This window comes from Pseudomonas sp. ABa2 (assembly GCF_056676075.1).
Genome location: NZ_CM155239.1, coordinates 939,924 through 959,021 on the forward strand (window position 1 = coordinate 939,924; position 19,098 = coordinate 959,021).

Below are 19,098 nucleotides of genomic sequence, written 5' to 3' on the forward strand. Positions count from 1 at the left end.
CCGCGGCTAGAGGCGGCTCCAGAGTACCCAGCTCGGAGACCGGCGTCACCCGCGCCTTGGTTGGGGAGAGGGCATGGACGAGCTGGCCGAGTACGGAGCCATCCGCGCGGTGTTCGAGGACCTGGGCGGCTACGGCGCGCTGACCTCGCAGCAGGGCGGCGCGGGGCCGCTGGTCGGCCACCTGCAGCGCACCAATATCCAGCTGGCGGCGATTCCCCTGTTCGCCCGCAAGGGCCTGGAGCAGGTCACGGTGAACGACCTGCTGGATGCCGCGCAGGTGTCGCGACGCACCTTCTACAAGTACTTCGCCAACAAGATGGAGGTGCTCGAGGGCATCTACCAGACCTCGGTGCTGCTCCTGCTGGCGCGCTTTCGCGAGATGCAGCAGGTGGCCGGCAGCCCGCAGGCCTGGTTGCGCGCCATGGTCGGGCGGTTTTTCGACTATCACCTGGCGGTCGGCCCGATCATCCGTCTGATGCAGGAGGAGGCGCTGCGCGCCGAGTCGTCGCTGGCCGCGCATCGCCAGCGCGCCCATCAGGAGATGCTGCGCCTGCTGGTGGAGCGCCTGGAGCCGGAGCTGGCGCCGCGCGATCCGCTGGTCTATCAGGCGTTGATCTGGGCGCTGGAGGCCGCCTCCCTAGACCTGCTCGGGCGCAGCGCCAGTCGCGCGGAGATCGAGCGGGCCAAGGCGGTGCTCGGCGACCTGCTGATCGCCTCGCTGTGCCCCGGCTCAACCTAGGTTGGGCGGTATCCGGCGCCGGCTCATGCTCTGATGACGGGTGCCCATAACAAGATCGAGGTGCCCGCATGTCCGCCAACAGCCTGTCCCTGCAACCGCCCCTGGCCGTCGGTTTCGCCCGCCTGGGCTTCGGCGCCCTGCCGCTGGAGCGCCTCAAGGCCCGCTACGGCAGTGCCGAGAGCGGTTCGCGCTATATCGAGCTGGACGGTTTCAATATCCACTACCGCGACGAGGGCAGCCGCGACAAGCCTGCGCTGGTGCTGATCCACGGCGTAGTCGCCTCGCTGCACACCTGGGATGGCTGGGTGCAGGCCTTCGCCCCGCACTACCGGATCATCCGTTTCGACGTGCCGGGCTTCGGCCTCACCGGCCCGGCGCGCGACGGCGAGTATTCGGCCGAGCGCATGATTCGCGTGCTCGGCCTGTTGCTCGACTACCTGCAGGTGGAGCGGGCGGATATCGCCGGCAACTCCCTCGGCGGCTATATCGCCTGGAACTTTGCCCTGGCCCAGCCGCAGCGGGTGAGCAAGCTGGTGCTGGTCGACCCGGCCGGCTACCCCATGGCCAAGGTGCCATGGATGATCGCCGCCGCCGCGCTGCCCGGCACCACCCTGGCCATGCCGCTGTGGATGCCGCGTGCGCTGATCGCCCAGGGCATCAAGGAGGTCTACGGCGAGCCGGGGCGGATCAAGCCGGGGGTGGTCGACCGCTACTACGACCTGTCGCGCCGGCCCGGCAATCGCCGCGGCATGATGGATATCTTCCGCGTGCTGCTCAAGGTCAACAAAGAGGAGCTGCACGCCACGCCGCAGCGGGTGGCGCAGATCCAGGCGCCGACCCTGCTGCTGTGGGGCGAGCGCGACCGCTGGATCTCGCCCAAGCACGTGCCGCTGTGGCAGCGCGATTTGCCGGGCATCCAGGTCAAGACCTACCCGGGCGTCGGGCACATTCCCATGGAGGAGATTGCCGAGCAGAGCGCGGCCGATGCGATGAGGTTTCTGCTGGGTTGACGCGTCCCGCCACGGTCGGGACGCTCCTGCGAGAGCGGCGGGCGGCCTGACCTGCTTCGACAGGTCGGGTGCGGCCTTCTACCCTGTGCTCTGTCCTCAACAGCAAGGAGTGGCCCATGACCATAGCACTGAGCGTCCAAGGGCTTTGGGATAACTGGCAGCGATCCCAGAGGGACAACAACATCCACGAGCCGGCGGTTCAGCATTATGTGAACATGCTGATTCTCAACCAGCCTTTACCTGCTATCGCGATTGAGAAACTTGTGGACGAGGGCGGGATGATCCGGATTCGTACCGCGGACGGACGGCATCGCCTCACTGCCGCGCATCGACAGAATCAAGCGACGATCGACGTTCTGGATACCGAGATCGCACGATCGGCGAGAGAGATATTCAATCTTTAGCGCTGCGGCGGCGGGCGACGAGCCCCACCTGGGACTTTCCCCGAGCGATCCAGGGGTTCCTTAAACCTTAGGCGCGGCGGCGCTCGGAGCGGAAATCATTAGGGGAGGGCGCTCCTTTTCCGCCGGAGAAAAGGAGCGGGTGGTGTCAGGCCGCGCTGGCCTGGGGCTGCGGCGCGCCGTCGAACTCCTCGCGGGTGGCGTGCAGCAGCGCGAGGTTGTCGTGCTCCCAGGGGTGGAAGCCGTCCTTGAAGAAGTCCAGATAGGTGCCGATCAGCGGGCGGAACACGCCGTCCTTGCCCCACATCCAGCGCAGGCCGTCGCGCCAGACGCGCCAGTTCCACAGCAGGCCGTCGACCTTGAGCATATGCGCCAGGCCGCGGGTGGTGTCGAGGACGAAGAAGAAGGTGCCCATGACCATCGCCCGGCGCAGCAGCTTGCGGCTGCCACACACCTGGTTGTAGACGTCGAAGGCCACCGCCTTGTGCTCGGTCTCCTCCAGCGCATGCCAGCGCCACAGGCGCACCAGGGTCGGATGGGCGCCGGCCATGTGCGCCGGGTTCTTCAGCAGGCCGTCGGCCATGATCGCGGTGATGTGTTCCAGCGCCGCGGTGGCGGCCAGCTGACGCTCTTGCGAGAACTTCTTCTGGGTGTAGCGGATGCGCGCGCGGGCGCGCTTCTCGATGCGCTCGATGTCGTAACCCAGGTCGCGCAGGCGCTGGCTGTATTCCAGGTGCTCGCGACTGTGATGGCCCTCCTGGCCGATGAAGCCGCGGATCTGCTCCTTCAGCAGCGGGTCGTCGATGCGGTCGCGGAACTGGCGCACCGAGTCGATGAAGAAGCGTTCGCCGTCGGGAAACAGCACCGACATGGCATCGAACAGGTGGGTCTTGAAGGCGTCGCCGCCGTTCCAGTGGCGCGGCAGCGGATTGGGCAGGTCGAAGTCCATGTGTCGGGGGCGGATCTGCAAACCTTCCGGGGTGGTGCTGGCCATAAGGGCTCCCTTGCGCTGATGAAGTGCGACCGACTATGGCGTCAGCGGGCTTGCCGGCACAGGTTCGCAACAGCCAATGTTGCAGTCATATCCGGCCATCGAGGCTTGGCCAGTGGAAAGTTGGGGGGCGGCGCTGCCTAGGCCACAGCTGTTCGTCGTGGTCTGCCTTGGTGCGCATGGCGCACCCTAGGCGCGCGGTCGCTAGCTCGCGGGCGTATCGAATTCGCCGCGGTACTGCTGCACCAGATGCAGGTTGTCGTGCTGCCAGGGGTGGAAGTCAGCCTTGTAGAAGTCCAGATAGACCCGCACCAGCGGCCGGTAGATGCCGCGCGAGCCCCACAGCCAGGCCAGGCCGTCGCGCCATACCCGCCAGTTCCACAGTAGACCGTCGCGCTTGAGCAGGTGCAACAGGCCCTTGGTGGTGTCGAGGGTGAAGAAGAAGGTGCTCTGCAGCATGGCGCGGCGGCGCAGCCAGGGGTTGCCGCTGACCAGCTGGAACACGTCGAAGGCCACCGCCTTGTGTTCGGTCTCCTCCAGCGCATGCCAGCGCCACAGGCGCGCCATGCGCGGGTCGGCGCCTTCCAGCCAGAGCGGGTCCTTCAGCAGGGCGTCGGCCATGATCGCGGTCAGGTGCTCCACCGAGGCGGTGGCGGCCAGCTGCAGCTTGCTCGGCAGGTGCTTCTGCAGGAAGCCCAGGCGCCGCTTGAGGCCACGCTCCAGGTAGTCGATGTCGTAGCCCAGTTCGCGCAGGCGCTGGCTGTACTCCAGGTGCTCGCGGCTGTGATGGCCCTCCTGGCCGATAAAGCCGCGGATCTGCTCCTTGAGCAGCGGGTCCTCGACCTGGTCGCGGAACAGCCGCACCGAATCGATGAAGAAACGCTCGCCGTCGGGAAACAGCACCGACATGGCGTTGAACAGGTGGCTCTTGAAGGCGTTGCCGCCGTGCCAGTGCCGCGGCAGCGGATCGGGCAGGGCGAAGTCGAGCCGACGCGGGCGGATCTGCAAGCCTTCCGGGGTGGTGCTGGCCATGCCTGTTGCCTCCGGTTGCGGGACCATGGTGCAACTATGGGCTTGTGGCTCCGCTATGGGCAAGGTTAAGGTCTGCCAAAATTCGGGTCATTTACGGCCAGCCGCCTAACCAGACGTCCCCATGAAGCAACCGCTGAATTTCACCGCCGAACTGGTGCCGGTGGCCTACGCCGAAGCCCTGCTGGCGCTGGCCGAGGAACTGGGCGTGCCGCGCGCCGCGCTGTTCGCTGCGGCGCGGGTGCGCCCCGAGGTGCTCGGCAGCCCCAATGGCCGGCTGTCCTTCGTCGACTTCCATCTGCTCACCCAGGCGGCGCTGGAGCGCTGCGGCGAACCGGCGCTGGGCCTGGTGCTGGGCCAGCGGCTCAACGTCTCCACCCACGGCATCCTCGGCTACGCGGTGCTGTCCAGCGCCAACCTGGGCAAGGCGCTGCAGTTCGCCCTGAAGTACTACCGGGTGCTCGGCCTGGCCTTCGAGCTGGAGCTGGTGGAGCGGGGCGAGGACATGGAGCTGCGCGCGGTGGAGTCCTTTCCCATGGGGCCGCAGGCGCGCTTCGCCGCCGAGGGCCTGCTGACCAGCATCCACACCATCGCCCTCTTCCTCCTCGGCGAGGAACTGCAGGGCCTCGCCGTCGGTTTCGCCCATGCCGCGCCGGCCCATGCCGCGCGCTACGCCGAGGTGTTCGGCGTGGCGGCGCAGTTCGAGCAGCCCTGCCACTGGCTGCGCCTGCCGCGGCACTACCTGGAGCGGCCCATGGCCCTGGCCAACCCGGCCACGGTGCAGATGTGCGAGCAGCAGTGCGAGGCGCTGCTGGCCAGCCTCGACGTGCAGGACGGCCTGCTCACCCGCGTGCGCCGCCTGCTGCTGGCGCGACCCGGCGATTTCCCCGACCTCGACAGCGCCGCCAGCGCCCTGCATACCAGCGGCCGCAGCCTGCGCCGGCACCTGGCGCAGATGGGCACCAGCTACCAGCAGGTGCTCGACGAAGTGCGCAAGCGCCTGGCCCTGCAATACCTCGCCACCACCCACCTGCCGCTGTACGAGATCGCCCAGCTGCTGGGTTTCAGCGACCCCTCCAACTTCCGCCGCGCATTCAGGAAATGGACGGGTAAACTGCCCGGCGATTACCGCAACGAGGCCCCCCGATGAACACCGCCGCAACGACTGCCCTGATCCGCGAAACCTTCCCCGTCGGTCCCTTGCAGTGCAACTGCACCATCATCGGCGACCCGCTGACGAAGAAGGCCATAGTGGTCGATCCGGGCGGCAATCCCGATCTGATCATGGCGCGGCTCGAGGCCCATGGGCTCAAGGTGGTGAGCATCATCCACACCCACGCCCATCTCGATCACTTCCTCGCTTCCGGGCAGATGAAGGAGAAGACCGGCGCCACCCTGCACCTACACAAGGACGATCAGTTCCTCTGGGACAACCTGGAGATGCAGTGCCGCATGTTCGGCGTGCCCTACACCCCGGTGCCGGCGCCGGACCAGTGGCTGGCCGACGACGAGGCGCTGGCCTGCGGCTGCGGCGTGGCGCTGCACACGCCGGGGCATACGCCGGGTTCGATGAGTTTCTGGTTCGCCGATGCCAAGCTGCTGATCGCCGGCGACACCCTGTTCCGTCGCGGCATCGGCCGTACCGACCTGTGGGGTGGCGACTACGCCACCATCGAGCGCTCGATCAAGCAGCGTCTGTACCGGCTGGACGAGGATGCCACCGTGGTCACCGGCCACGGCCCGGATACCCGGCTGGGTGACGAGATGCGCGAGAATCCGTTTATCCGTGCCTGAACCCGGCGCTGTGCGGGCTGTCTACACTGGCATTCTGCTGTCGTCCAAGGAGAGTTCGCCATGTCCCGCCTGACCCTGATCGCCGCCTGCTCCGTTGCCCTGCTGCTGGCCGGTTGTGCCTCGCAAAACCCCTACGATCAGAGTGCGCCGAGCTCGAACAAGACCGCCACCTATGGCGGTCTCGGCGCCCTGGCCGGTGCCGCCGCCGGTGCCCTGATCGGTCACGACGACCGCGGCAAGGGCGCGCTGATCGGCGCCGCGGTGGGCGCGGCGGCCGGCGCCGGCTACGGCTACTACGCCGACAAGCAGGAAGCCGAACTGCGCCAGCAGATGCAGGGCACCGGCGTCGAGGTGCAGCGTCAGGGCGACGTGATCCAGCTGATCATGCCCGGCAACATCACCTTCGCCACCGATTCGGCGGAGATCGCCAGCAGCTTCTACGCGCCGCTGAACAACCTGGCCAACTCCTTCCGCCAGTACAACCAGAACAGCATCGAAGTGGTCGGCCACACCGACAGCACCGGCGCGCACAGCTACAACATGGGCCTGTCGCAGCGTCGCGCGCAGAGCGTGGCCAGCTACCTGCTGGCCCAGGGCGTCGACGGCAGCCGGGTCAGCACCCGCGGCATGGGCCCGGACCAGCCGGTGGCGAGCAACGCCACGGCCGAGGGCCGCGCGCAGAACCGTCGCGTCGAGGTGACCCTGCGGCCGCTGCCGGGCGTGCAGTAACGCCCGCGGATTTGGTCTGGGTCGCAGCCTGCGCGCCGGGCGGCTGGTAAGCTGGCGCGGAACTTTGTCCCGCCGTGGCGGCTCGAAGGCTCCGGCATGCTGCCGACACCAGAACCAATCCTAAGGAAGTCCCTATGAAGACCAGGCGTAATCTGATCGCGGCCACCGCGGTCATGGCCTTGCTGGCCGGCTGTACCACCAACCCCTACACCGGCGAGCAGCAGGCCGGCAAGGCCGGCATCTACGGCGGCATCGGCGCGGTCACCGGGGCGGTGATCGGCGCCGCCACCTCGAGCAAGAAGGATCGCGGCAAGGGCGCGCTGATCGGCGCCGCGGTGGGCGGTGCAGCCGGCGGTGGCTACGGCTACTACGTCGACACCCAGGAAGCCAAGCTGCGCCAGACCCTGCAGGGCACCGGCGTGCAGGTGCAGCGCAACGGCGACGATCTCAAGCTGATCATGCCGGGCAACATCACCTTCGCCAGCAACTCGGCGGATATCTCCAGCGGCTTCTACCCGACCCTCAATTCCCTGGTGCTGGTGTTCAAGGAGTTCGACAAGAACGGCGTGAACATCGTCGGTCACACCGACAGCACCGGCTCGCTGGAGCTCAACCAGAACCTGTCCAACCGCCGTGCCCTGAGCGTGGCCAACTACCTGAGCGCCAACGGCGTGCCGGGCCAGCGCATCTCCTCCTACGGTGCCGGCCCCAGCCAGCCGATCGCCAGCAACGCCAACGAAGCCGGGCGGGCGCAGAACCGCCGCGTCGAGATCAACCTGCGGCCGCTCTGAGCCGCAGTCATGGCGCGACAGAGCCCCCGCTTGCGGGGGCTTTTTTCTGCGCGGCCGTCGTGTCTGCCGAGTCGTTGGCGGGCTTGGCTCTGGGCCGGCGAGCGCTCAGCCGCGCAGCTTGCCTGGCCGGCGCGACGGCTTCTCGCCGTTGGGCACGTGCAGGTAGGACATCACGCTTTCGGTCAGCTCGGCGGCCAGCTGCACAGCCTCCTTGTTGCGCGCCATGACCCCGGCCACCAGCGCTTCGATCAGGGCCAGCACGGCGGTGTTGGAGCTGATCAGCACCGGGTGGTCGGCCGGGGCGAACAGGGTGTGGCGGGCGATGCCGGCCAGGGGCGATGCCGGCGAATCGGTGATGGCCAGTACGCCGGCGCCGCGCTCGCGGGCAAAGCGCGCCAGCTGCAGGGTGTCCAGGCTGTAGCGCGGCATGGCGATGGCCAGCAGCACGTCCTGTTCGGTGATGGCGGCCAGGCGGTAGGCGGCGTTCTCGTTGCCGCCTTCCATGCTGATGGCCGTGGCGTCGGCGCAGAAGGGCACCAGGTTGGCGGCGGCCAGGCCGGCCATATAGGCGCTGTTGCCGAAGCCCAGGATGTAGATCTTGCGTGCCTGGATCAGGCCGTCGACAAAGGCGTCGAAGCTGGCCGGGACGTTGTTGGCCCCGGCGGTGGCCAGGTTGCTGCTGGCGATCTGGATCTGTTCGTGCAGGCCGAAGCTGCCGTCCGGGCGGCTCTCCAGCTCGCTGCGCAGCTTGTCCACCGGCGACACCATCTGTTGCAGGGTGCTGACCAGCTCGGCCTTGAGCCCGGTATAGCCGCCCAGGTCGAGGGCCTTGGCCAGGCGGTTGACCGCCGCCGGCGAGGTGGCGGTGGCCACGGCCATCTCCTCGATGTTCAGGGTCGCGGCCTTGAGCGGGTGGCGCAGGATGAATTCGGCCACCTTGCGCAGCGAGGGTTGCAGCGTGGGGATGCGCTCGGCCAGCTTGCGCATCACGGGGGCGGCGTAGACGGTGGCGTTCTTCGCGGAGGTCGGCATGGTGATTCGGCACGGGTGAGTGAGAGGCGGCGCAGGCCGGAGTGGGCGCAGTCTATCCCAGCCGGCCGCGCCAGGTGCACCCGGGCTACTTCAGGCTGCCGGCGAGAAACTGCTGCAGGCGTTCGGAGCGCGGGTTGGCCAGCACCTCTTTCGGGCAGCCGCTTTCCTCCACCCGGCCCTGGTGGAGGAATACCAGCTGGTTGGACACCTCGCGGGCGAAGCCCATCTCGTGGGTCACCACCAGCATGGTGCGGCCTTCGCTGGCCAGATCCTGCATCACCTTGAGCACTTCGCCGACCAGCTCCGGGTCCAGGGCCGAGGTGGGTTCGTCGAACAGCATCACCTCCGGCTCCATGGCCAGGGCGCGGGCGATGGCCACGCGCTGCTGCTCGCCACCACTCATGTGCGCCGGATAGGCGTTCTTGCGATGGCCCACGCCGACCTTGGCCAGGTAGTGCTCGGCTTTCTCCAGCGCCTCCTTCTTGCTGATGCCCTGTACCTGCACCGGTGCTTCCATGACGTTGTCCAGGGCGCTCATGTGCGACCACAGGTTGAAGTGCTGAAAGACCATGGCCAGACGCGAGCGCATGCGCTGCAGCTGCTGGGGATCGCTGGCGTGCAGGTCGCCGGTGACTTTGTGCGGCTTGAGCCGCAGTTCTTCGTCATTGAGCAGGATGCGCCCGCTGTGCGGCCGCTCCAGCAGGTTGATGCAGCGCAGGAAGGTGCTCTTGCCCGAGCCGCTGGAGCCGATGATGCTGGTGACGTCGCCGGCCCTGGCCTTGAGCGAGACGCCCTTGAGCACCTCGTGGTTGCCGTAGCGTTTGTGCAGGTTGTCGATTTCCAGGGTGTACATGGTGGGGTTCTCTTGTTGTCAGTCGGTCAGCAGGCGGCCCTGGCGGATGGGCTGGGCGCCGGCGACCTTGGCCAGCCACAGGCCGGGCTGGGCATAGCGCAGGCGTTCGCGGGCGTAGAGCACGCCGCGGGTTTCGGCGAGGATCACGGAATGGCGATCGCTCAGCGGGTCGATCACCTCGAACAGCGCATCGCCGGGCTCGACCCAGGCCCCCAGCGGTTGCAGATAGCTGACCACCCCGGGGTGCGGGGCATAGGCGTACTGCGCGCCGGCAAAGGGGGTGGCCTCGCAGCAGGTCGCGGGCGCCGCCGGCCAGTCGCCGGCGAGCAGGCCCTGGTCGGCGAGAAAGCCGAGGATGGCCTCGGCATCGTCCCGGGCCTGCGGCGCCTCGGTATCGGCCATGCCGCGCAGCTCGATGGTGCTGGCCAGGCAGGCGGCTGGAATGGCGGCGTCGGGGAACTGCGCGGCGAGTTTCAGCCAGGGCCCGGCGCAGGCTTCGTCGAAGGACTGGCCGCCGCTGTCCTCGGCCAGCAGCACGGCGCCGGCGCCCAGGCGCGCGGCCAGCGGCTGCAGGCGCGGCCAGTGCTGGGGCTGGGCATAGAGCAGCAGGATCGACTCGAAGTCGCAGTGCAGGTCGAGTACCAGATCGGCATCGCAGGCCTGGCGCAGCAGCAGGCGGCGCAGCCCCTCAAGGGCCGATTTGGCTGGGGGCAACTGGGCGAGGGCGGTCAGCATGGCGCTGCGGATCAGCCGCATATTGGCCTCGCCATCGCGGCCCAGGTGGCCTTCCAGCTGCGGGGCGAGCAGCGCGGCCAGGTCGACGAAATCGCGGTTGAAGTTCGCCCCGCTGGCGAAGTCGAAGCGCCCCTGGTGGGTGGCCTGGAACATCTGCCCCAGGCCGATGGGGTTGGCCACCGGCACCAGCTCCACCACGCCGGTCAACCGCCCCTGCTTCTCCAGTTCAGCCAGCCGGCGCTTGAGCTCCACCGCCACGCGCATGCCCGGCAGTTCGTCGGCATGCAGGCTGGCCTGGATATAGGCCTTGCGCGGGCCGCTGCCGAAGCGCAGCACCGTCAGGTGATGGTCGCTGCCGCTGGGGCTCCAGGGCAGGGAATGACGAATCGACTCCATGGTTTCTCCTCAGGCCTTGCGCGGGGTCAGGTAGGCCAGCCAGCGGCGCTCGGCGCCCTTGAACAGCTGGACCAGGGCGAAGGTCAGCACCAGGTAGAAGACCCCGGCGGTGATAAAGGCCTCGAATGGCATGTAGTAGCGCGAGCTGAGGGTACGCGCCGCGCCGGTGATGTCGATCAGGGTGACGATCGACGCCAGCGAGGTGGTGTGCAGCATCATGATCACCTCGTTGCTGTACTGCGGCAGCGCCCGGCGCAGGGCCGAGGGCAGCAGGATGCGCCGGTACAGCTTGGCGCGCGACATGCCCATGGCCTTGGCCGCCTCGATCTCGCCGTGCGGCGTGGCCTTAAGGCTGCCGGCGAGGATTTCCGCGGTGTAGGCGCTGGTGTTGATGGCGAAGGCCAGGCAGGCGCAGAAGGTGGCGCTGGAAAAATACGGCCACAGGAAGCTGTCGCGGATGGCCGCGAACTGGGCCAAGCCGTAGTAGATCAGAAACAGCTGCACCAGCATCGGCGTGCCGCGGATCACGTAGGTGTAGAGCCAGGCCGGGGCGTTGAGCCAGGGCGAGCGCGATACCCGCATCAGGCCCAAGGGAATGGCCAGGGCCAGCCCCAGGGCCAGGGCGATCAGCAGCAACTGGAAGGTCACCAGCAGGCCGCGCCCATAGAGCGGCAGGTGCTCGGCGATCAAATGCAAATCGAGCATGGAGCGGGTCCTCTAGATGTCGGCCAGGCGCGCGCCCACGCTGTAGCGCCGCTCCAGCAGGCGCAGGGCGAGCAGCGAGACGCTGGTCAGCAGCAGATACAGGGCGGCCACGGCGAGGAAGAAGGTGAAGGGTTCGCGGGTGGCGTCGGCGGCATTCTTGGCCTTGAACATCATGTCCTGCAGGCCGACCACCGAGATCAGCGCGGTGGCCTTGGTCAGCACCAGCCAGTTGTTGGTGAAGCCGGGAATGGCGAGGCGGATCATCTGCGGCACCAGGATGCGCACGAACACCTGCACCCCGCTCATGCCGTAGGCCGCGCCGGCTTCCGCCTGACCCTTGGGGATGGCCATAAAGGCGCCGCGGAAGGTCTCCGACAGGTAGGCACCGAAGATGAAGCCCATGGTGAACACGCCGGCGACGAAGGGATTGATGTCGATGTAGTGGTCGTAGCCGAGCAGCGGCGCGACACGGTTCACCAGGTCCTGGCCGCCGTAGAAGATCAGCAGGATCAGCACCAGGTCGGGAATGCCGCGAATCAGCGTGGCATAACCCTCGCCGAGCAGCGCCAGCCAGCGCATCGGCGACAGGCGCAGGGCCGCGCCGAGCAGGCCGAGGCTGATGGCCAGGGCCATGGAGGTCAGCGCCAGGCTCAGGGTGAGCCAGGCGCCATCGAGGATGGTCGAGCCGTAGCCGTGGAGCATGATGGGGTCCTCACGCGCCGCGACAGGCGCTGCGCGAATACGAGAAAGAGGCATCGCGCCGGTGGGCGGATGCCTCTGCGGACAGGGCAGGGTTACTGGCCGTAGATGTCGTAATCGAAGTACTTGGCCTGCACTTCCTGGTACTTGCCGTTGGCGCGGATGGCGTCGATGGCGGCGCTGATGCGCGCGGCATTGGCCTCATCGCCCTTGCGCACGGCGATGCCGGCACCGCGGCCGAAGTACTGCGGGTCGTTGAAGTCCGGGCCGACCAGGGCGAAACCCCTGCCGGTTGGGGTCTTGATAAAGCCCTCGTCGATATTGACGATGTCGGCCAGGGTGGCGTCCAGACGGCCTGCGGCCAGGTCGAGGAAGGCTTCGTTCTGCGAGGCATAGCGCACCACTTCGATGCCGGCCTTCTCGAATTTGTCGCTGGCGTAGCGATCGTAGGTGGAGGCGCGCTGCACGCCGACCTTCTTGCCTTTGAGGTCGAGCAGCGGGTCGTTGATCTGGGTGCCGGCCTTCATCGCCAGCTTGCCGGGGGTGTGGTAGTACTTTTTGCTGAAGTCCACCGATTTCAGGCGATCCTCGGTGATCGACATGGACGACAGCACGGCGTCGACCTTGCGCACCTTCAGCGAGGGGATCAGGCCGTCGAACTCCTGCTCGACCCACTGGCACTTGACCTTCATCTCGGCGCACAGGGCCTGGCCGATGTCGTAGTCGAAGCCGCTGATGGCGCCGTCCGGGGTCTTGAAGGCGAAGGGCGGGTAGGCCGCCTCGATGCCGATGCGCAGGCTGTCCTGGCTGGCGTGGCTGAAGCTGCTGGCGACGGACAGTGCCAGTGCGCCGAGAAGTGCGATCTTGTTCATCTTATTGACTCCTGGGTGGTGGTTTGGGGTTCGCTGCACAGCCGGCGGCGCGGCGCTGGCTGTGCACTGGCAGCGCCTGGGCGCAGCCGGCAACCGAGGCGGGTGGGCCGGGTTGCGGAGAGTCGGCGAAGTGGGCCGGCTCGGGTCCTGTGGGCACTATCTATGACACGTTTATTTTCATAAATCTACTATTTAGAAATATTTATGTCATTCCGGGTGTCGCCGAGCGCTCGCCTCAGCCGCTCTAGCGCGCTGTCTGCCGCGCCGCGAGCGGGCTTTTTCAGGCCGCACCAGGAGGCCCAGGGTCGCCGCGGGCGCTTGAACAGGGGGTCGTTGTGGTATATAAAATTTCACAAAGCTGCATTGTGAAAATTATTATTCACATGCTGGGCGCCAGGACTGGCGCGGCTTGCAGCCGCCACAGGGAGGTCAATCCGCGTCAGAATTTTCATAACAAGAGCAATAAGAATGAAAAAGCCGTTCCAGCCTCGCCGTCTGTTCGTCGCCCTGATCCTCTCCTGTGCCAGCTCCGTGGCGCAGGCCGAAGGCCACCTGCTGGCCGTGGGGGGCATGCTGCGCGCCAGCAACGTCCCGGTCTACGCCAAGTTCGTCGAACTGGCCGGCGGCCAGCAAGGCGCGCGCATCGTCATCCTGCCCACTGCCAGCGGCAGTCAGGGCTCCAGCAAGCGCTTCATGGCCGAGCTGATCGCCCAGGGGGTGCCGGCCGAGCGCATCAGCATCGTCGGTATCGACCGTCACAACTATCTGGAGACCATGAACGACGCCGAGGTGGTCAAGCCCCTGGCTGACGCCAGTGCCGTGTGGTTCGTCGGTGGCGACCAGGCCCGCATCGCCCGCGCCCTGTTCAATGCCGATGGCAGTCCCTCGCTGCTGATGCAGGGGGTGCGCCAGGTGTTCGACCGGGGTGGCGTGGTGGCCGGCACCAGCGCCGGGGCCAGCATTCTCGGTGCCGAGATGCCCACCGCCTACGGCGTGGTCATGGATACCCTGGATTTCGGCGTCGCCGCCAAGACCGATCAGCGCGGCACGGCCATCCTCAAGGGGGCGGGGCTGTTCGCCGGGATCATCGACCAGCACCTGGACCAGATCGAGGAAACCAGCACCGGCCGCGCCGCGCGCATGGCCGCCTACCTGGCCGAGCGCAAGGCCAGCAAGGGCTTCGGCCTGGATACCAACACCGCCATGTGGGTCAAGCCCGGCGGCCAGCTGGAGGTGCTGGGCGAGGGCTACCTGACGGTGATGGATGCCAGCCAGGCCGAGAAGGGCTTCGGCCTCTACGGCACCCGGTTGAGCAATGTGCGCCTGGCCATGCTCGGTCATGGCGACCGCTACGATCTGCGCAGCGGCACGCTGCAGCCGGCGGCGGGCAAGGCGGCCATCGAGGCCGGCAATCAGTACCTGCTGGGCAACCAGCTGATCACCGACCTGGCCGCCGTCTCGGCCATGGGCCGCGCCGTGCTCTATGGCCTGGCCGACAATAGCGCCAGCCGCCAGCTGGGCCTGATGACCCGCTACAACCCGCTCAACGGCTACCACTACGGTTACCGCTTCGCGTTCAGCAAGACCCCGGAATTCAGCGCCTACAGCCAGTTCTACGATTCGCTGACCAACTACAGCGTCAGCGGCGTGCGCCTGGATATTCGTCCGGTCAACGCCAACCTGGGCGATCCGGCCGCCAGTGCGCCGGTCGATGCCGGCAACGGCGCCCTCGGCGATGCCATCCGCGCGGTGAGCTTCCGCGGCCTGATGACCCTCAACGGGCAGAACGCCTTCGAGCCGCAGCGCCCCATCAGCCGCCTGGAACTGGCCAATGCCCTGCAGATGACCCTGGCCGCCGAGCCCAAGCTGGATGCGCTGCCGACGCTCGGCGATATCGACGCCGACGACCCGGTGCGCGAGCAGCTGCAGGTGGTGCTGTCCAACGGCTGGATGCGCGCCGGCGAGACTTTTGCCGGGCAGCAGCCGGTCACCCGCAAGGACTGGGCCCTGGCCTGCAAGGCGCTGGTCGAGCGTTTCCACAACACGCGCCTGGAAAAGAGCGCCGCGTTGAGCGACCTGGGCGAGCTGGATGCCGAACTGGCCGAGGCGGCGCGCCTGACCGTGGGCGAGGGCTGGCTCAAGGCCGCGCAGGGGCGCTTCGAGCCCGATGCGCCGGTCAGCCGCGGCGAAGTGGCGCAGACCCTGGCCCGGGTCGCCGGCCTGAGTAAAGGCTAACGCGCACCAGGCGGCGCCCGACTGGCGCCGCTCTGAATCACCCCCCGATACCCCGAGAGCCCTGTATGCAACTGAACAGGTTGGAAGCCTTCGCCCTGGAAAAACTCTGGCACGCCCCGCAGCGCGAGCGACTGCTGGCCGGCAAGCCCGATCTGCGGGTGCTGGAACGGGTGCAAACCCGCGCCGGCTTCTACTCGATCATCCAGCTGCCCGCCCACCTGGCCGCCCTGCAGCCGGGCAACGAGCTGGAGTGGCCGTTTCGCCTCAAGCGCCTGCGCGCCAAGGGGTATTTCGTCTGCTGGGCCGAGTCGGCGTCGACCCTGTGCCTGGAGGCGGTGATCAGCAAGGGCGAGTGTCCGCCCGAGCTGGCACCGGAATTGTTCGCCTAGCGGCGGACGCTGAGCTGTTCAATAACAACAATGGAGTAAGTGATGAAACTGGTAAAACTGAGCCTGATCGCCCTGGCGGTCGCCGCCGGCTCGTCGTTCGCCCTGGCCGGGGATCAGCAGCAGGCCAAGGGCTTTATCGAAGACAGCACGCTGAAGCTGCTCAACCGCAACTTCTACATGCAGCGCAACTTCGTTAACAGCCAGCGCAACACCCGCGAGGAGTGGGCCCATGGCATGCACCTGAACTATGCCTCGGGCTTTACCCAGGGCACCCTGGGCGTGGGTGTGGATGCCCATGCCTACGGCGGCATCAAGCTCGACGGCGGCCGCGGCAGCGTGGGCAACGGCATCCTGCCGGTCGACGGCGATGGCCGCATCGAGGACAACACCGGTGAAATCGGCGGCGTGGTCAAGGCGCGCATTTCCTCCACCCAATTGAAGTTCGGCGAGCAGCGTCCCACCGCCCCGGTATTCGCCACCGGCGACTCGCGCCTGCTGCCGGAAACCGCTACCGGTCTGCAGCTGTCCAGCAGCGAAATCGACAACCTGTTCCTCGAAGCCGGGCACTTCACCGCCATCAACCGCCGCAACTCGAGCAACTCCGACGGCGAACTGACCAGCGAATACGCCGAAGTGGAGGCGCGCAGCGTCGACTTCGTCGGCGGCACCTACAACTTCCACGACAACCTCAGCATCTCGTTGTATGGCAGCGAAGCCGAGGATGTCTGGCGCCAGTACTTCGGCAACCTCTACTACAACATTCCCCTGGCCGACCAGCAGTCGCTGAGCTTCGACCTGGTGGCCTACAAGACCGATGACCAGGGCAAGGCCCTGGCCGGCGAGCTGGACACCCTGACCTACTCGCTCAAGGGCGCCTACGGTTTCGGCGCGCACAAGCTCAGCCTGGCTTATCAGAAGGTCAACGGCGACGAGTTCTTCGACTACATCGGCGGCGACTCCATCTGGCTGGCCAACTCGGTGCAGTACTCCGACTTCAACGCCCCCAACGAGCGTTCCTTCCAGGTGCGCTACGACCTCAACATGGCCAGCTTCGGCGTGCCGGGCCTGAGTTTCATGGCCCGCTACATCAAGGGCGACCAGATCGACGGCACCAAGGCCGACCCCAATGGCGCCTTCGCCGGCTGGGCCGGCAAGGACGAGAAGCACTGGGAGCGCGACCTCGAGGCCAAGTACGTGGTGCAGTCCGGTGCCGCCAAGGACCTGTCCCTGCGCCTGCGTCAGGCCACCCACCGCGCCACTGCATTCGACAACGACCTCAACGAAGTGCGGCTGATCGTCGAGTACCCGCTGAGCCTGCTTTAACGGCGCTGCCGCCCGCCTCCGATTGCATCTCGGGGGCAGGCGAATCCCGAGGTTTTAGGTCTTCTCCACGCTCCTTTGACCTGACGGCACCCGCGGGTGCCGTTTTTTCCAGCGGCCCTGTGCAGCGCTCATTGCGGAGACTTACAGCATGCGTATCGTTCTGCTCCTGATGTTCTGTGGGCTGGCCTTCGGTGTGCAGGCGCAACCCTTGCGCATCGCCATGGAAGGCCAGTTCCCGCCCTTCGAGACCCTGGACGAGAGCGGCCAGCTCAAGGGCTCCAACGTCGATATCGCCCAGGCCCTGTGCCAGGCCATGGCGCAGGAGTGTCAGCTGCTGCGCTTTGCCTGGGACGATCTGATCCCGGCGCTGGAGGCGCAGCGCGCCGATCTGATTCTGGCTTCCATGTCGATCACCGAGGCGCGCCAGCAACGGGTCGACTTCACCGCCAAGTACGCCCAGACCCCGGCCTACTTCTTCGCCCGCAAGGGCCTGATCCATGAGGTGATCGTCACCCCGCGGCGCATCGCCGGCAAACGGGTTGGCGTGCAGCAGGGCACCACCTACGAGCGCCTGCTGGACGACAAGTACGCCGCCCACGTCCAGTTGCAGCGTTTCGACTCCGCCGCGCTGATGTACCAGGCCCTGGCCGCCGGCCAGATCGATCTGGTGCTCGACGATGCCGTCTCCGGCTTCTTCGGCTTTCTCGACACGCCCCAGGGCCAGGGTTTCGAACAGGTCGGCAACCAGGTGGTGTCACCCAAGTACTTCGGTCAGGGCCAGGGCATCGCCGTGCGCAAGGGCGACACGGCCCTGCGCGAGCGCCTGGACCGCGCCCTGGCGGTGATCCTCAGCAATGGGGTCTACAAGCGCATCGAACAGCGTTACTTCAAACACTTCTCGGTTTACTGAGCTGGAGGTCACCACTCGACAAAAAAATCCACGCTGCGGCAGTTCCCGTTTCACAACACCCACAACAAGAGTGCGCCTGGCGCACGTCTCGGAGAACTCGACAATGATGCTTGGCAAAGTCTTACGCTGCACCCTGCTGCTGCTCGCCCTGTTACCCCTGGTCGGCCATGCCGGCGGCCCGCTGGTGTTGATCGGTGGCGCCATCAAGGATGACAACGCGGCGATCTATCAACGCCTGATCCAGCTGGCCGGCGGCAGCCAGGCGCGCATCGGCATTATCACCGCCGCGTCCATTCCACCCAGTCAGGACCCGGATGCCGGCACCGCCAATGCGCGCAACTCCCAGGCCAACGGCGAGTTCTACGCCGCGCTGCTGAAAACCTACGGCGCCCAGGATGCCCAGTGGATTCCCATCGACCTGGACAGCATCGGCAACAACAGCAATCCCCAGGTGCTCGAGCAGATCAACGGCATGACCGGCTTCTTCTTCGGCGGCGGCGACCAGGGCCGACTGACCCAGACCCTGCAGACCAGCACTCGCCAGGACAGCCCGGCGCTGGCCGCCATCCGTGCCCGGCATGCCAATGGCGCCGTGCTGGCCGGTACCAGCGCCGGCACCGCGATCATGGTGCAGGGGCCGATGATCACCGGTGGCGAGAGCTATGACGCGCTGCGCAATGGCGTCTATACCAGCCCGGGCGGCGATGACCTGTCCTACGACATGCAGGGCGGCTTCGGTTTCTTCGGTCATGGCCTGCTCGACACCCACTTCAGCGAGCGCGGCCGCCAGGGCCGGATCCTGCGTCTGGCCGACTACAGCAACGTGCCGTTCGCCTTCGGCGTGGACGAGGACACCGCCCTGCTGGTGCAGGACAACCCCAGCCTGGGCCAGGTCGAGATGGAAGTGATCGGCAGCAATGGCGTGTTCGTCTTCGACCTGCGCAACAAGGAGCGCGGCAGCGGCAGCAGCTATGCCCTGTATGACGTGCTGGCCAGCTACCTGACCGCCGGCGACCGCTACCGTCCGGCCACCCAGCAGTTCGTCATCGGCAGCGGCAAGACCAGCCTGCGCGGCCGCGAATACTACAGTTCGGCCATGACCGCCAGCGGCGACATCTTCAGCAGCCCGAACAACAGCGGCGCCAACGGCCGGCGCAATCCGCGGGAGTTCGTCAAGGTCAGCGTCGACCTGTTCGACAGCCAGTCCACCAGCACCCTGGGCCGCACCTATGAGCGCACCCCGCGCTTTCGCGTCGACCTGGTCAAGAGCGCGCAGTACGACAGCCACGGCTACCAGGGCGTGATCGGCGGCAAGCGCCTGACCTCCTACCTGCGCATGCTGATGGACATGCGCCCGAACTGACGCGGGCGCCGCTGTAGCGGCGGCATCTTCTGCCCTGATCCAGCCCCCCTGACCGGGGGCTTTTTCTGACCGCCTGTCGTGTCTCTTCTGGCAAAAGGCCAG

At 67.0% G+C, this 19,098-nt stretch carries 20 protein-coding genes; 12 read left to right on the plus strand and 8 right to left on the minus strand.

All coding sequences use genetic code 11. The annotated features are described in order from the left end of the window. The first annotated feature begins 73 nt into the window (after positions 1-73). From AC1G9C_RS04535 to AC1G9C_RS04545, 3 genes are all read left to right on the plus strand, one after another. Entirely contained in the window at positions 74-739 is a 666-nt protein-coding gene (locus AC1G9C_RS04535) for a TetR/AcrR family transcriptional regulator (RefSeq protein WP_480409563.1), read from the plus strand. A gap of 68 nt (positions 740-807) precedes the next feature. Continuing rightward, positions 808-1,749 carry an alpha/beta fold hydrolase gene (locus tag AC1G9C_RS04540; RefSeq protein ID WP_480409564.1) on the plus strand — a complete coding sequence of 314 codons (942 nt, stop codon included), beginning with the start codon at positions 808-810 and terminating at the stop codon, positions 1,747-1,749. A gap of 116 nt (positions 1,750-1,865) precedes the next feature. Next, positions 1,866-2,153 carry a hypothetical protein gene (locus AC1G9C_RS04545; RefSeq protein ID WP_021446069.1) on the plus strand — a complete coding sequence of 96 codons (288 nt, stop codon included), beginning with the start codon at positions 1,866-1,868 and terminating at the stop codon, positions 2,151-2,153. A 145-nt stretch (positions 2,154-2,298) separates the two neighbouring features. Here AC1G9C_RS04545 and AC1G9C_RS04550 read toward each other — a convergent pair whose 3' ends face one another. Both AC1G9C_RS04550 and AC1G9C_RS04555 read right to left on the minus strand, forming a co-directional pair. Then, a complete protein-coding gene (locus tag AC1G9C_RS04550; RefSeq protein ID WP_457787919.1) occupies positions 2,299-3,144 on the minus strand; it encodes a metal-dependent hydrolase in 846 nt (281 codons plus the stop codon). A gap of 201 nt (positions 3,145-3,345) precedes the next feature. Beyond that, entirely contained in the window at positions 3,346-4,173 is an 828-nt protein-coding gene (locus tag AC1G9C_RS04555; protein WP_480409565.1) for a metal-dependent hydrolase, read from the minus strand. Positions 4,174-4,294: 121 nt separating this feature from the next. Between AC1G9C_RS04555 and AC1G9C_RS04560 the strand changes: the two genes are divergently transcribed. From AC1G9C_RS04560 to AC1G9C_RS04575, 4 genes are all read left to right on the plus strand, one after another. Continuing rightward, entirely contained in the window at positions 4,295-5,320 is a 1,026-nt protein-coding gene (locus AC1G9C_RS04560) for an AraC family transcriptional regulator (RefSeq protein WP_480409566.1), read from the plus strand. Beyond that, entirely contained in the window at positions 5,317-5,964 is a 648-nt protein-coding gene (locus AC1G9C_RS04565; protein ID WP_397497946.1) for an MBL fold metallo-hydrolase, read from the plus strand. The genes AC1G9C_RS04560 and AC1G9C_RS04565 overlap by 4 nt, the downstream gene beginning before the upstream one ends. A gap of 60 nt (positions 5,965-6,024) precedes the next feature. After that, positions 6,025-6,693: a YiaD family glycine zipper/OmpA-like lipoprotein gene (locus AC1G9C_RS04570; RefSeq protein WP_480409567.1), complete on the plus strand. Its 669-nt coding sequence runs from the start codon at positions 6,025-6,027 to the stop codon at positions 6,691-6,693. A gap of 134 nt (positions 6,694-6,827) precedes the next feature. Then, the gene (locus tag AC1G9C_RS04575; protein WP_480409568.1) at positions 6,828-7,484 is read left to right on the plus strand and encodes a YiaD family glycine zipper/OmpA-like lipoprotein; all 657 of its coding nucleotides are present in this window, start codon (positions 6,828-6,830) and stop codon (positions 7,482-7,484) included. 105 nt (positions 7,485-7,589) lie between these two features. On the opposite strand, the gene AC1G9C_RS04580 is transcribed toward AC1G9C_RS04575, so the two are convergent. The 6 genes from AC1G9C_RS04580 to AC1G9C_RS04605 form a co-directional block, all read right to left on the minus strand. Then, a complete protein-coding gene (locus AC1G9C_RS04580) occupies positions 7,590-8,516 on the minus strand; it encodes a MurR/RpiR family transcriptional regulator (RefSeq protein WP_397497947.1) in 927 nt (308 codons plus the stop codon). 85 nt (positions 8,517-8,601) lie between these two features. Beyond that, on the minus strand, positions 8,602-9,369 hold the full coding sequence (locus AC1G9C_RS04585; RefSeq protein WP_480409569.1) for an ABC transporter ATP-binding protein: 768 nt from the start codon (positions 9,367-9,369) through the stop codon (positions 8,602-8,604). 18 nt (positions 9,370-9,387) lie between these two features. Next, a complete protein-coding gene (locus tag AC1G9C_RS04590; protein ID WP_480409570.1) occupies positions 9,388-10,500 on the minus strand; it encodes a succinylglutamate desuccinylase/aspartoacylase family protein in 1,113 nt (370 codons plus the stop codon). Between the two features lie 9 nt (positions 10,501-10,509). Continuing rightward, positions 10,510-11,205, minus strand: a complete 696-nt coding sequence (locus AC1G9C_RS04595; RefSeq protein ID WP_480409571.1) for an ABC transporter permease — start codon at positions 11,203-11,205, stop codon at positions 10,510-10,512. Between the two features lie 12 nt (positions 11,206-11,217). Further along, positions 11,218-11,907: an ABC transporter permease gene (locus AC1G9C_RS04600; protein ID WP_021442336.1), complete on the minus strand. Its 690-nt coding sequence runs from the start codon at positions 11,905-11,907 to the stop codon at positions 11,218-11,220. Positions 11,908-11,999: 92 nt separating this feature from the next. Further along, the gene (locus AC1G9C_RS04605; RefSeq protein WP_480409572.1) at positions 12,000-12,776 is read right to left on the minus strand and encodes an ABC transporter substrate-binding protein; all 777 of its coding nucleotides are present in this window, start codon (positions 12,774-12,776) and stop codon (positions 12,000-12,002) included. A gap of 468 nt (positions 12,777-13,244) precedes the next feature. On the opposite strand from AC1G9C_RS04605, the gene AC1G9C_RS04610 reads away from it, so the two are divergent. From AC1G9C_RS04610 to AC1G9C_RS04630, 5 genes are all read left to right on the plus strand, one after another. Next, a complete protein-coding gene (locus tag AC1G9C_RS04610; RefSeq protein WP_480409573.1) occupies positions 13,245-15,011 on the plus strand; it encodes a cyanophycinase in 1,767 nt (588 codons plus the stop codon). A 65-nt stretch (positions 15,012-15,076) separates the two neighbouring features. Then, positions 15,077-15,400: a hypothetical protein gene (locus tag AC1G9C_RS04615; RefSeq protein WP_122109050.1), complete on the plus strand. Its 324-nt coding sequence runs from the start codon at positions 15,077-15,079 to the stop codon at positions 15,398-15,400. 42 nt (positions 15,401-15,442) lie between these two features. Continuing rightward, a complete protein-coding gene (locus tag AC1G9C_RS04620; protein WP_480409574.1) occupies positions 15,443-16,723 on the plus strand; it encodes an OprD family porin in 1,281 nt (426 codons plus the stop codon). 148 nt (positions 16,724-16,871) lie between these two features. Beyond that, positions 16,872-17,633 (plus strand): transporter substrate-binding domain-containing protein, encoded by a 762-nt coding sequence (locus AC1G9C_RS04625; RefSeq protein ID WP_480409575.1) that lies wholly within the window; start codon positions 16,872-16,874, stop codon positions 17,631-17,633. Between the two features lie 103 nt (positions 17,634-17,736). Continuing rightward, a complete protein-coding gene (locus AC1G9C_RS04630) occupies positions 17,737-18,996 on the plus strand; it encodes a cyanophycinase (RefSeq protein WP_397497955.1) in 1,260 nt (419 codons plus the stop codon). Positions 18,997-19,098: the final 102 nt, after the last annotated feature.

Coding starts and splice junctions, on each gene's coding strand:
- AC1G9C_RS04595 (WP_480409571.1), bottom strand. CDS start 11,205: ATGCTCGATTTGCATTTGATCGCCGAGCACCTGCCGCTCTATGGGCGC.
- AC1G9C_RS04605 (WP_480409572.1), bottom strand. CDS start 12,776: ATGAACAAGATCGCACTTCTCGGCGCACTGGCACTGTCCGTCGCCAGC.
- AC1G9C_RS04620 (WP_480409574.1), top strand. CDS start 15,443: ATGAAACTGGTAAAACTGAGCCTGATCGCCCTGGCGGTCGCCGCCGGC.
- AC1G9C_RS04630 (WP_397497955.1), top strand. CDS start 17,737: ATGATGCTTGGCAAAGTCTTACGCTGCACCCTGCTGCTGCTCGCCCTG.
- AC1G9C_RS04545 (WP_021446069.1), top strand. CDS start 1,866: ATGACCATAGCACTGAGCGTCCAAGGGCTTTGGGATAACTGGCAGCGA.
- AC1G9C_RS04555 (WP_480409565.1), bottom strand. CDS start 4,173: ATGGCCAGCACCACCCCGGAAGGCTTGCAGATCCGCCCGCGTCGGCTC.
- AC1G9C_RS04585 (WP_480409569.1), bottom strand. CDS start 9,369: ATGTACACCCTGGAAATCGACAACCTGCACAAACGCTACGGCAACCAC.
- AC1G9C_RS04580 (WP_397497947.1), bottom strand. CDS start 8,516: ATGCCGACCTCCGCGAAGAACGCCACCGTCTACGCCGCCCCCGTGATG.
- AC1G9C_RS04575 (WP_480409568.1), top strand. CDS start 6,828: ATGAAGACCAGGCGTAATCTGATCGCGGCCACCGCGGTCATGGCCTTG.
- AC1G9C_RS04610 (WP_480409573.1), top strand. CDS start 13,245: ATGAAAAAGCCGTTCCAGCCTCGCCGTCTGTTCGTCGCCCTGATCCTC.
- AC1G9C_RS04600 (WP_021442336.1), bottom strand. CDS start 11,907: ATGCTCCACGGCTACGGCTCGACCATCCTCGATGGCGCCTGGCTCACC.
- AC1G9C_RS04615 (WP_122109050.1), top strand. CDS start 15,077: ATGCAACTGAACAGGTTGGAAGCCTTCGCCCTGGAAAAACTCTGGCAC.
- AC1G9C_RS04535 (WP_480409563.1), top strand. CDS start 74: ATGGACGAGCTGGCCGAGTACGGAGCCATCCGCGCGGTGTTCGAGGAC.
- AC1G9C_RS04625 (WP_480409575.1), top strand. CDS start 16,872: ATGCGTATCGTTCTGCTCCTGATGTTCTGTGGGCTGGCCTTCGGTGTG.
- AC1G9C_RS04570 (WP_480409567.1), top strand. CDS start 6,025: ATGTCCCGCCTGACCCTGATCGCCGCCTGCTCCGTTGCCCTGCTGCTG.
- AC1G9C_RS04560 (WP_480409566.1), top strand. CDS start 4,295: ATGAAGCAACCGCTGAATTTCACCGCCGAACTGGTGCCGGTGGCCTAC.
- AC1G9C_RS04540 (WP_480409564.1), top strand. CDS start 808: ATGTCCGCCAACAGCCTGTCCCTGCAACCGCCCCTGGCCGTCGGTTTC.
- AC1G9C_RS04590 (WP_480409570.1), bottom strand. CDS start 10,500: ATGGAGTCGATTCGTCATTCCCTGCCCTGGAGCCCCAGCGGCAGCGAC.
- AC1G9C_RS04565 (WP_397497946.1), top strand. CDS start 5,317: ATGAACACCGCCGCAACGACTGCCCTGATCCGCGAAACCTTCCCCGTC.
- AC1G9C_RS04550 (WP_457787919.1), bottom strand. CDS start 3,144: ATGGCCAGCACCACCCCGGAAGGTTTGCAGATCCGCCCCCGACACATG.